Source organism: Enterococcus sp. PF1-24 (assembly GCF_029893325.1).
Lineage (GTDB): Bacteria > Bacillota > Bacilli > Lactobacillales > Enterococcaceae > HY326.
This window is the reverse complement of the sequence record NZ_JARXWL010000021.1, coordinates 1-11,566: the sequence shown is the minus strand read 5'-3', so window position 1 is coordinate 11,566 and position 11,566 is coordinate 1. Positions and strand designations below refer to the sequence as shown.

The 11,566-nt window shown below is 32.8% G+C and carries 13 protein-coding genes; 8 read left to right on the top strand and 5 right to left on the bottom strand.

Annotation, left to right across the window (positions count from 1 at the left end; translation table 11 throughout):
* Nucleotides 1-108 precede the first annotated feature (108 nt).
* The 3 genes from M2139_RS09885 (at nucleotide 109) to M2139_RS09875 (ending at nucleotide 3,966) form a co-directional block, all read left to right on the top strand.
* On the top strand, nucleotides 109-1,548 hold the full coding sequence (locus M2139_RS09885) for a glycoside hydrolase family 1 protein (protein WP_280738680.1): 1,440 nt from the start codon (nucleotides 109-111) through the stop codon (nucleotides 1,546-1,548).
* Between the two features lie 151 nt (nucleotides 1,549-1,699).
* Complete coding sequence (locus M2139_RS09880; protein ID WP_280738679.1) at nucleotides 1,700-2,422, top strand: DUF2087 domain-containing protein; 723 nt, start codon at nucleotides 1,700-1,702, stop codon at nucleotides 2,420-2,422.
* 185 nt (nucleotides 2,423-2,607) lie between these two features.
* Nucleotides 2,608-3,966: an MATE family efflux transporter gene (locus M2139_RS09875; protein ID WP_280738678.1), complete on the top strand. Its 1,359-nt coding sequence runs from the start codon at nucleotides 2,608-2,610 to the stop codon at nucleotides 3,964-3,966.
* 28 nt (nucleotides 3,967-3,994) lie between these two features.
* Here M2139_RS09875 and M2139_RS09870 read toward each other — a convergent pair whose 3' ends face one another.
* Nucleotides 3,995-4,690: a PRD domain-containing protein gene (locus M2139_RS09870; protein ID WP_280738677.1), complete on the bottom strand. Its 696-nt coding sequence runs from the start codon at nucleotides 4,688-4,690 to the stop codon at nucleotides 3,995-3,997.
* A gap of 232 nt (nucleotides 4,691-4,922) precedes the next feature.
* Here M2139_RS09870 and M2139_RS09865 point away from each other — a divergent pair, with 232 nt between their 5' ends.
* The 4 genes from M2139_RS09865 (at nucleotide 4,923) to M2139_RS09850 (ending at nucleotide 7,900) form a co-directional block, all read left to right on the top strand.
* A complete protein-coding gene (locus M2139_RS09865; protein WP_280738676.1) occupies nucleotides 4,923-5,738 on the top strand; it encodes a MerR family transcriptional regulator in 816 nt (271 codons plus the stop codon).
* A gap of 69 nt (nucleotides 5,739-5,807) precedes the next feature.
* Nucleotides 5,808-6,236 (top strand): GNAT family N-acetyltransferase, encoded by a 429-nt coding sequence (locus M2139_RS09860; protein WP_280738675.1) that lies wholly within the window; start codon nucleotides 5,808-5,810, stop codon nucleotides 6,234-6,236.
* A complete protein-coding gene (locus tag M2139_RS09855) occupies nucleotides 6,229-7,086 on the top strand; it encodes an aminoglycoside 6-adenylyltransferase (RefSeq protein WP_280738674.1) in 858 nt (285 codons plus the stop codon). Before M2139_RS09860 ends, M2139_RS09855 begins: the two co-directional genes overlap by 8 nt.
* Before the next feature lie 19 nt (nucleotides 7,087-7,105).
* Nucleotides 7,106-7,900: an AAA family ATPase gene (locus tag M2139_RS09850; RefSeq protein ID WP_280738673.1), complete on the top strand. Its 795-nt coding sequence runs from the start codon at nucleotides 7,106-7,108 to the stop codon at nucleotides 7,898-7,900.
* A 64-nt stretch (nucleotides 7,901-7,964) separates the two neighbouring features.
* Here M2139_RS09850 and M2139_RS09845 read toward each other — a convergent pair whose 3' ends face one another.
* Nucleotides 7,965-8,453 carry a hypothetical protein gene (locus M2139_RS09845; protein WP_280738672.1) on the bottom strand — a complete coding sequence of 163 codons (489 nt, stop codon included), beginning with the start codon at nucleotides 8,451-8,453 and terminating at the stop codon, nucleotides 7,965-7,967.
* 301 nt (nucleotides 8,454-8,754) lie between these two features.
* Between M2139_RS09845 and M2139_RS09840 the strand changes: the two genes are divergently transcribed.
* Nucleotides 8,755-9,060: a hypothetical protein gene (locus M2139_RS09840; protein ID WP_280738671.1), complete on the top strand. Its 306-nt coding sequence runs from the start codon at nucleotides 8,755-8,757 to the stop codon at nucleotides 9,058-9,060.
* A gap of 76 nt (nucleotides 9,061-9,136) precedes the next feature.
* Here M2139_RS09840 and M2139_RS09835 read toward each other — a convergent pair whose 3' ends face one another.
* The 3 genes from M2139_RS09835 to M2139_RS09825 are packed head-to-tail and all read right to left on the bottom strand — an operon-like array spanning nucleotide 9,137 to nucleotide 11,167.
* Nucleotides 9,137-10,081: a LacI family DNA-binding transcriptional regulator gene (locus M2139_RS09835; protein WP_280738670.1), complete on the bottom strand. Its 945-nt coding sequence runs from the start codon at nucleotides 10,079-10,081 to the stop codon at nucleotides 9,137-9,139.
* Between the two features lie 11 nt (nucleotides 10,082-10,092).
* Nucleotides 10,093-10,872 (bottom strand): HAD family hydrolase, encoded by a 780-nt coding sequence (locus M2139_RS09830; protein WP_280738669.1) that lies wholly within the window; start codon nucleotides 10,870-10,872, stop codon nucleotides 10,093-10,095.
* Between the two features lie 25 nt (nucleotides 10,873-10,897).
* Nucleotides 10,898-11,167, bottom strand: a complete 270-nt coding sequence (locus tag M2139_RS09825) for a hypothetical protein (protein WP_280738668.1) — start codon at nucleotides 11,165-11,167, stop codon at nucleotides 10,898-10,900.
* Nucleotides 11,168-11,566 lie beyond the last annotated feature (399 nt).

The window sequence follows — 11,566 nt, the reverse complement described above, 5'->3', positions numbered from 1 at the left end:
GATTGAATAATAGCGCTGGCTATTTATTTAGTAAGAAAATTAGCGTAAACTGAAATTATATAACCATTTATGATTTTACTAAGAAGAATGAAGGAGAGTGGACAAGAGATGACGCGATTTCCAAAAGGATTTTTATGGGGCGGCGCAACGGCTGCTAATCAATTAGAAGGTGCTTATCAAGCAGATGGTAAAGGTTTATCCGTTGCCGATGCAATGCCTGGTGGCAAACAACGCATGATGATTTTAGGTAGTCAAGATTTTGATTGGTCAATTGATGAAGAAAAATATACTTATCCAAATCATCAAGGAATTGATCATTACCATCATTTTAAAGAAGATATTCAATTATTTGCAGAAATGGGCTTTAAATGCTATCGCTTTTCAATTGCTTGGAGTCGCATTTTCCCGATGGGGGATGAAGCACAACCTAATGAAGCTGGTTTAGCTTTTTATGATCAAGTGATTGATGAATGTTTGAAATACAACATTGAACCAGTAATTACGATTTCTCATTATGAAATGCCTTTAAATTTGGCAACAACATATGGTGGCTGGAAAAACCGTGAATTAATTGCTTTCTTTGAACGTTTTGCGGAAACAGTTTTAAGTCGCTATTATAAAAAAGTTAAATATTGGATGACCTTTAACGAAATCAATTCAGCTGGTCATTTACCAGTATTAAGTCAAGGGATGATTAAACAAACCGGTGGCGGCGATATGCAAAATGTCTTCCAAGCTTGGCATCATCAATTTGTTGCTAGTAGTAAAGCCACTAAATTTGCTCATGAATTAGATGAAAACTTACAAATTGGTTGTATGATTATCTATGCAACAAGTTATAGTATGGATGCGAATCCAGTTAACCAAATGGCTGTCCTTGAAGAAAATCAAGAGTTCAATTTCTTCTGTGCTGATGTTCAAGTGCGGGGAGCTTACCCAGCTTATACTGACCGCTATCTTGAAAAAAATGGCGTTGACAAAGCTAAATTAGTGATTACGGATGAAGATTTAGCACTAATTAAAGCTCATCCTGTTGACTATATTGGTTATAGTTATTACATGTCGCGAGCAGTAACGATTACTACTGAAGAAGATGTAGTTGCTGGTAATATTCTTGGTGGAACTAAAAATCCATTCCTTAAAGCTAGTGAATGGGGTTGGCAGATTGATCCAGAAGGTTTACGGATTTCTTTAAATGAATTATATGATCGCTACCAAAAACCATTATTTATCGTGGAAAATGGTTTAGGAGCAATTGATAAAGTTGATGAAAACTTCTATGTAGCTGATGATTATCGGATTGACTATTTGCGTCAACATATTGATGCAATGGCAGCTGCCATTCACGACGGCGTTGATTTAATGGGCTATACACCTTGGGGATGTATCGACTTAGTCAGTGCTTCTACGGGTGAAATGAGCAAACGCTACGGCTTTATCTATGTAGATTTAGATGATGAAGGCAAAGGCACTATGAATCGTTATAAGAAAAAATCATTTGACTGGTATAAACAAGTAATTGCCACAAACGGTGAAGATTTAGTTTAAATTCCAAAAAGACTGACTACAATTTGTGAAGTCAGTCTTTTTTTGATTGATATAAACAAAAACACGATAATGTTTGTCTATTTGTAGATAGTTATTACGAAAAATGATATTATGGACTGTAGAAAGTAAAAATCATGAAAGCAGGGGAAATATGGAACAAGAAAAATTAACGACTGAAAAAATTACCACGGGTTATTTAGAAAAAGAAGAACAGTTAGTTTGTCTTTTTTGTGGGGCTGATTTTAACAAAGAAGAGATTTTTGAAATAGATGAACATTTCTTTAATGCTAAGTATGCAATCACAAACCATTTAGCAAAAAAACACGGTGGCGTGTTAAAGGCAATTTTAAATTTATCCTCTGAAATGACAGGTATTTCGGAAACCCAAAAGAATTTAATGTTATTGCTAAGCTTAGATTTAAAAGATCAGGAAATCGCTGAACAACTGGAAATTAGTCCTTCAACCGTGCGCAATCATCGCTTTAAGTTAAAAGAGAAAAAACAGCAAGCGTTACATTTTGTGGCAGCCATGGAGTTGTTGGAAAAAAATAATAAAAAATTGCGGAAAGAGGAGATTGCCATTTATAATTATGATTCTCGCTTTGATATTAATGAGCAAGAACGGGAAAAAGTTTTAGCAAATTTCTTAGATGAAGCCGGTCAAGTTATTACCATTCCTCGCAAAGCGAAAAGTAAAATCATCTTATTAGAATATATTGTCAGCTCTTTTGATAATGAAAAAATATATAGCGAAAAAGAGGTTAATCAGTTAATTCAAAAAGTTTGTGATGATTTCGCTGCTATTCGTCGTTACTTGATTGAATATGGCTTTTTAGGTAGAACCAATGATGGCAGTAAGTATTGGCGCATTTAATTAAGTGCAGTCATTTTTGGAAAATGGGCTGAAAACTTTCTTGACTTTTTACTGAAAAATGATTTAATATGAATATACAACTGAATTGCATAAGATTATGCCACGTATTTTTGCTTGTTTGCCGTTAACCAAAACAACAGAAATAGGTGGCTTTTTTTGCGGTTTTTGATTATTTGGAGGTTTTTATGGAAGTAAAGAAAAATAAAATGGCAACAGGGAAACTGCTGCCTTTAATTATAAGTATGTCATTACCACCGATTTTTTCAATGTTAATTCAATCCTTGTATAATATCGTGGATTCAATGTTTGTTGCTAAAATAAGCAATGAAGCGTTAACGGCTGTTTCTTTAGCTTTTCCGATTCAAAATTTAATTCTAGCATTATCTGTTGGTTTCGGTGCTGGTCTAAATGCTTTTATTGCTCGCAAAATGGGGAATAAGGAACAAGCTGCCGCTGACCAAGCAGCTACAATTGGCGTGATTTTATCAGTCGTCCATTATTTAGTGGTAGTAGTTTTAGGATTATTATTTGGTCAAGCTTTTTTAGGAATTTTTTCAAATAATCAGGAAATTTTAGATTTAAGTAATCAATATGTGGTGATTATCATCATTTTCGCTTTAGGGCAAAGCGTTCAAATTACTATCGAGAAGATTTTTCAAGCTTGCGGACATATGATTGAACCGATGTTTTTTCAATTGATTGGGGCAATCGTCAATGTGATTTTGGACCCGATTTTTATTTTCGGCTGGTTAGGGTTGCCGGCAATGGGGGTTCGTGGGGCAGCAATCGCTACGGTAATTGGGCAAAGTTGTGCCATGTTGGCGGCTTTAATTGCTTTAAAAACTCGCAAATTGCCAGTTACTTTTGATTTTAAAAACATCAAGTGGGATTGGCAGATGATTCGAGAGATTTATATAATTAGTTTGCCTTCATTTTTACTGACTTCCATTAGTTCTGTAATGGTAAGTAGCATCAATATTATCTTAAATGGCTTTTCTGATCTTTCAGTTGCGGTTTTTGGCATTTATTATAAGTTACAATCCTTTGTTTATATGCCGATTAGTGGCTTAGTTCAAGGTACTTTACCGATTATGAGCTTTAACTATGGTGGTAAAAACAAAACGCGTTTATTAGCAACTTTAAAGATTACCTTGATTATTGCTAGCACTTTTAGTGTGATAGGAATGCTCTTATTTTGGTTATTACCTAATCAAATTATCGGAATGTTTAGTTCTGATCCAGAAATTTTAACACTTGGAAAAGAAGTCATTCAAATTATTAGTCTAAGCTTTTTCTTTGGTGGGCTATGTTTTGTTTTTTCTTCTTATTTTCAAGCTACAGCCAGTCCGGTATTTTCATTGATTTTAACTTTACTAAGACAGCTATTTTTCGTTACTTCCTTTGCTTATCTGTTAAGTCGGATATTCGGTTTAACTGGAGTTTGGTGGGCCTTTGTTTTAGCTGAAAGTATCACAGCCTTAATTGCTTTAGTGATGTTTAAGTATGATTATGGCCGTAAAAGGATTTATCATAATAAAAATTAAATATTATCTTTATCCCTGCAATTTGAAATCAATTAGTTGCAGGGGCTTTTTTTACTTGCTCTAAATGTAAGGTTAAAAAACTAATTTCCGAGTTGGAACAATCAAAATTATATTTTTCAGTAATGAAGCGGCGAAGATCTTGAGCAAATTTAAAAGAGTTTGGATATTTTTTCTGCATATGAAAATAAATATCTGGATCACTAGCAATAGCACTTTTATCAATTTGACTAGTAATAATTCGGATAGCTAAAAACTTAATATGATGAGTAAAATTAGGATACTTTTGATAAAAATCTGATTGTTGAAGCCCTGTATACCAAGCGATTTTTCTAGTTAATTTGTAAAGTAAAGAAAAGAGCAACTCAACTTGTTGTGTAGCTAGAACCGGATAGTTTTCACAAATAATGATTTCAGTCAATTGCCGAAGTTGAATGTCCGTTAAATGTAAATCAAGTTCTTTGACCACTTTATTTGTATGATTTTTTTCAGCATTGAAGAAATTTTCAAGAATTTCTTGATAAAAAGATGCTGGTTCTTTTTCAAAAACTGATTCATGTTTTAAACATGTTAAAAATTCCGCAATTTGTTCCACTAAAAAATGATTAGGGGAGATATTTGAATCTGTAACTAATAGGCGAAGAATTTCAAGCAAGTCTTGCTGTTCTTTAAAAGTTAATTGTTGTTGCATTGAATCACAAGTTAGTGGTGTAAAATTATTTGTCATAGGTATTCCTTCTTTCTATTAATCCAGCTACACGAGCTAACTTCTCTCGATAAAGTGAAGAAGAAATTTGTGGTAAACAATGCCACTAGAATTTATTCTTACACTTTACTCGGAAGTTCAACGAGCTCGTTTCGCTTTTTCTATAGTTATAGTCTATAATGTATAGTAACTAGACAGTCAAGCTTTTTAAAATATTTATTTTTAAAGAAGTTTTCAAGAAGGAAGGATTTATATGGATACCAGCAATTATTTAGCAATTGGTGATTTTGCAAAACGTTCAGGGATTAAACGAAAAGCGCTGATTTATTATGACCAAATGGGCTTTTTCAAACCAGAAATCGTGGATGAAAAAGGCTATCGTTATTATCATTATCATCAGCTATATGCTGCCAATAAACTATTATTTTTAAAAGATATAGGTATGTCTTTAAAAGAAATCGAAAAGAATATGTATGGTGTCAGTGATTCAAAAGAGATGATTCAACTGTTGCAGCAACAAAAAGAATTGGTAATCAAGAAACAACAATATTATCAACAAATGCAAGAATTGATAGAAATGCAGCAACAACTTCTTTTAGAATCACAAAATGTCAACTTTTCTGAAATTTTAATTATGCAGCAAACAGCAACGCCGTTATTTTCTTGTAAAGAAGTGATTAATGCTGAATATCCGCGAATGTCTTTGGCGATTAGTGCCTTATACCAAAAAACACTGGCTTATGGTTATGAGTTTCCGTATCCACCAGGAATGATGGTAAATTTACCAGCAGCTAACGGTGAGTTTTGTTTTAAAAATACAACTTATTATACTAAAGTACCTACATCAGATGTTTATCGACCAGCTGGCAAATATTTAGCTTGCTATGTTCAGGGGGATATGGATTACCAAGGGGCTTTTATCGAAATGCAAGCATATGCAGAAGAAAAAGGAATAGAGCTTGTTGGTAATTTGTATATTGATTTCATATTAAATGAATTGGTTTCACAAAATTTTGATAAGTTTATTCTAAAATTACAAATTGCTATTAAAGAATTAATTTTCTACTAAGTATTGACTTAAAAAAGCTGATTAATGGTAAAATTAAAAATGAAAATTGAAGCAAAGTGAGGCATATTTATGGCAATCAAAGAATTACCTAAAGAACAAAATTCGACAGACTTAATTTCCCTATTAGAAAGTCATCAATTAAAAGAAAAAGCTATTTCTGCAACACCAAAAGCTGATTTTTCTTATGGCTTTTTTGATGGCGAACAGTACCTTGGTGGAATTACTGCTAATGTTTTTATGAATACCATGCACGTTCAGTTATTAGCAGTAGCGGAAGAAGTTCGGGGAAAAGCTATCGGTCAGCAGTTATTACATACTGTAGAAGCAGAAGCCACTAAATTGAAATGTACTTACATTACGATTCATACGCAAGATTATCAAGCCCTAACTTTTTATCAAAAATTTGGCTATCAAGTGTTTGGCCAACTACCAGATATGCCTTTTACTGGCACGACGAAATACTATTTATATAAAAGATTGGACAAAGCCGATGCGTAATGAAGAGATGATGTTCAGTTTGATTTTAGAGGTTGCAAAAAAGTTGGATGGGCTAAAAGCAGTGGCTTTAAACGGCTCACGCGCTAATCAAAATGTTCCCAAAGATGCTTTTCAAGATTATGATATCGTGTATTTTATTAAAGATCAGAAGATGGAAAAACTAATTAATCACCAAGAGTGGTTGAAAGCTTTTGGTGAGTTATTGATTCGACAAACACCGGCTACTGGTCAATTGCTCCCTTGCGATATGAATGGGAAATTTACTTTTTTAATGCTATTTGCAGATGGCAATCGCATTGATTTATGCCTTTGTCCACTTTCAAAAATTAATGATTGGGTAAAAGAAGATTCAATTGGCAAAATTCTTTATGATCCACACCAGCTGTTGCCAACCGATTTATTGACAGATGATCAAATTTATTGGTGTAAAGAGCCAACAGAAACTCATTTTCAAGAGTGCTGTAATGAGTTTTGGTGGGTGAGTACTTATGTAGTGAAAGGAATTTGTCGCAAGGAATTTCTTTATGCTAGTGATCACTTCTATCAAGTTTGTTATCAAGAATTATTGCGTTTAATCAGTTGGCAAATTGCCGAAGAGCAGCATTATCAAGTAAATTTTGGTAAAAATTATAAATATTTGTTTAATTATTTGACCCAAGAGCAGCAACAAACTTTATCAGATTTATTAGATTTTACTTCATTGGAAAAACTGGCAAAAAATTTAATGCAGATGCAGCAACTTTTTCATCAACAGGCGCAGCACTACAGTCAAGAGAAAAACTTTGCCTATCAGCTGTTAGAAGGGCAAAATGTGTTAAATTATACTAAAGCTCTACTGACAAATCATTAAAGAGGGGAGGAGACTAGTTATGCGTTATCTTCGCTGTGTTCAATTTTCTTCAGAAACAGTTAGAAATCCGAATTTATATCCTTATAATATTTTGCGGAATAAAACAGGCGAGCTTTTAACTTTAGATCCGATTACCATGCTCTATGGGGATAACGGCAGCGGTAAATCAACTTTGCTTAATTTACTAGCCGCCAAATTGGGCATTACCGGAGCAGATATTCCGCACTTGAATTACTTTGAAAAATATCTGCAAGAAATGCAAGTTTCTTTTGATTGTGATGACAATGGCAAAACTTATCAAAGAGTTCCTGAAAATTCTCGCTATTTAAAAAGTGAAGATATCCTTTATGAAATTAAAAAGATTCAACAGGAAAGTATTTTACGAGAAGGTTATCTTTATCAGCGAAGAAAGCTAGGTATGACACGGGAGCAAGTTTTAAAATATCAAGATTCTCGTCAAATGCAAGTTCAAATGGAACGACACTTATTCGCTCAAGAAAAATATTCTAATGGGGAAACAGCTTTGCAAATTTTTGAAGATTATTTAGTTCCGGATGGTTTGTATTTATTAGATGAGCCAGAAGTTTCTTTATCACCAGAAAAGCAATTAGCATTGGCTGAAATGATAACTCATTCTGCACGATTTTTAGGCACGCAATTTATTATTGCTACTCATTCACCTTTATTGTTAGGCTCTTTACAAGGAACGATTTACAATTTTAGCCAAGAAAATTTAAATCCTTGTAGATGGCAAGAATTACCTAGCGTCAAAACTTATGCAAAGTTTTTTAAAGAACGTTATAAAGAATTATAAAGAGTTTTAACGCAAAAAAAGACTGAAATATCAGCTAATTAAAGCAAATATTTCAGTCTTTTTGTTATTTACTTTCTTCAGTTTCACCATTTAAGCCATTACTATTTAAAACATCTTTAGCAGCTGTCAAAGTTGCTTCATCTGTTCGGTCAGTTACTTCAATTTTGCTATAATTACCAATAAAAGCTGGATAACTATGAGCGACAATACCATTGAAAGTAATCATCAATACTTGGCCTTCAGCTAATTGTTCGATCGGAACAGTTGTACCGCCAGCATCAACAATTTTATTCGCTTCAAGTGTTAAACGATATAAATCATTACTGTTTTGATTTTTAGCGACGGTTAGATTTTGGTCGTCAACATTGACAACTACCGCTTCAAAAGTTTCATCGGTCACAGGGGACACCTCGTTTCCATTATTATCTGAAACAACTGTTGAATCGCTGCTTTTTGCAGTAGTATCAGCTGTTGTTTGTTTGTCATTTCCACAAGCAACCAGTGTAAATAATAAACTACCGGCTAAAAGAGTCGTTAAGAAGATTTTTTTCATTAGTGAACCCTCCAATTTTTAACAAAAAACTACTTCTAACTCGTAACAAAAGTTCTCGTTAGAAGTTACCAGTAGTTTATCATTGATTTTGCTAATAAAGAAAGTGATATGCTTTATAATTAAGAATTTTTTAGTTTTTGTAGCAAATCCAAGCTATGATAAGTAATAGATAAGAAACAAGTTCCTAATTCTGAAATCTGTTATAATGTACAGGTAAAGACAAATTAAAAGTTGTAAATGTGTTTTTGAAATAGTCTTTAATGATATAATATACAGCATTATGAACAGGAGAAAAATACTGATGAAACAAATATTAGAAATGACGTCTTTCAAACTAAAAAAAGGAATATCTGAAGCTAATTTCTTGCTTGCACACGAAAAATTTAATCGTGATTTTATATCTAAACAAGAAGGTTGTGTTTCTCATATGTTAATTAGAGATGGTGATAACTGGTCTGAAATAGTCGTTTGGGATTCAATTGAATTAAAAGAAAAAGCATTTGAAGATATCTATAAATACGATGGTCTTGAAGAATATATGTCATTTATTGACCAAGATGGAACGGATGATGATATTCCTCTTTACACGGTTGTAAAAACTTATTAGCGACAAATTCCATCTTACAGAGATAAAGATTAAATCAAATAGGTAGTACAACAGGCAAGAAGTTACCATAAAAATATTATGTAAACTTCTTATGCTTTCGTTCAATAAAACTAGGAATAATTCTGATTTTTTCTTGGCGATTTTCAATGAATAGGCTAAAGGCTGTGCGACCACACTCAATCAGGTGATAATCAACAGCTGGAAAATTTAATAGTTGACTAATAAATGAATTATCTTGGCTAATAATTGAAATTATTTTTTTATCTTGATAATATTCATAAATAGCCGCAGCAATTTCATCACCGTTACTAATGATGCCTTCAACATTTTTAACTTCATGAAAATATTTCGCAGCTTGAAAACCATCTTCAAAAGTAGTGCAATCCCGAAAAACAAAGGTGTTGTCAAACTCGGGTAAATGAGCTTCTGCTAGCGCTAATAGCTGTTTAGCACTGTTGCTACTATGTTCATTCCGGCCAGTAATCACACCAACTTTAGTAATATCATTTTCTTTAAAATACTGAACAATATCTAAAAAAGCTTTTTCGCGATTGATAGAAACACTGGCGACATTTTCTTCAACTAGCTCTTCACAAAATATTATAGGTCCATATTTCTGATAGTTTAAAATGGTTTTTAAATCATTGGCTTTTGACGTGATAATCAAGCCATCATAGTGCTTAGTGGTTAGTTCTTCTAAATATTCCAATTCAGTTGCCTTATCATAATTCGTAGGTAATAAGGTAACTTTATAATTGTGTTGAAAGGCCGTTTGTAAGATGCCACTGACGATTTGTTCAAAATAGGACATATGAATATAAGGTAGAATTACACCGATATTATAACTTTTCCCCAGACTTAAATTGCGAGCAATGGCGTTTGGCCGGTAATTGGTTTCTTCAATTGCAGCTAAGATGATTTTTCTTTTCTCTTCGTCAACATAAGGGTGTTGATTAAGGACCCGTGAAATCATTGAGGTGGAATAACCAGTTATTTTAGCTAAATCTCTAATCGTTACCATGGAAATCTCCTTTAAATAAGCTGTAATTTGCGTAAAGCATGAAAAATGCCATCTTGATCATTATTACTGGTCACTAAATCTGCTATTTTTTGAATTTCTGCATCTGCATTCCCCATAGCAACACCAATTCCTGAGTGCATCAGCATTTCCTTATCATTTAAACCATCACCAAAAGCAATAATATCTTCTCTTGAAACAGCTAATTGGCTAGCAATCTCTAGAATAGTTGTTGCTTTTGAAAGTTTATCGGCGACAACATCAACACTATTTTCATGCCAGCGGATAAAATTGAATTTTTTAAATTCATTTTCAAATTCACGATCAAATTGCGGTTCAAAAAACGCCAAACCTTGATAGACTTCCTCTTGATTTAGCTGGTTAGAATAGAGTGGGGGGACAGGGGCGCCAACAAGTTCCATACCCGCCTGCATTTTAGTAAAATCGAAACTAGTTAAACGAGTTAAATCATTTAAGGTAATAATTGCCATATCCAGCTGCAATTCTAGGCTTTTTTGATAAAATTTTTGAATTTCGGTAGCATCTAACGGTTTACTGATGATTTGTTGATGCTGATAAAAGCCAATTGCGCCGTTACAAAGAATATAATTTTCAAAGCCTAAGTGTTTAATAATTGATTGCGTGTACAATAAGCTGCGACCAGTTGCCAAAAATAAATGATGACCAGCCTTTTTTAAACTTTTTAAGGCAGCAATTGTTGATGGTAGCACTTTTTTATTGCTATCAAGTAAGGTTCCATCAATATCAAAAACAATCATTTTTTGAGTGTCCACAAATTTTCCTACTTTCCATAGCAAATTAAAGATTTTTTTCTAAAAAAGAAATGATATCGTTTCCATAGTCAATAAAGGTATAATTAACATTATTATAGTAAAAAGATATTTTAGCAATACCATTTTCAGTAAAAGCTCTAAGATCTTCAATTTCTGACAAAATAATACATTGATCCAGCCATTTGGTGAAAATACCCGCAGGTTGTGTCAGCAACATAGCATTAGGGATAAACTTAATTGTAGCATAATAATATTCCAAACCTAAAATATCAGAAATTTCGACAACAGTATTCATTAAAAATTCCTCCTTAAACAGATTAATAATTAAGCTAGCTAAACATCTTATAAGATTTCATCATTAGTGTAATCTATGAAACGCGTTGCAGAGCAAGCATAAATTAAAAATAAAAAATTAAGGAAATAATTTAAATGAATTGTATTAAATCAAGTAAGTAAGTTGTAAAGAATAAAATACTGAAACTGTCTTAAAAACGGCCTGTGAGACAGTCGATTAATTGGATGATAAATAAAAATATAATTTAGTTTACATAATATATATTATACGAAGTTATATATTTGAGGCGTTTGTCAAGTTTAAACGCAACATCTTAATACTTTCTTAATAACTTTTTGAGTTATTTTCACTGATATTATTTTATCTACTTTCTATCAGTAACTTTTTGAAAATTGTAGA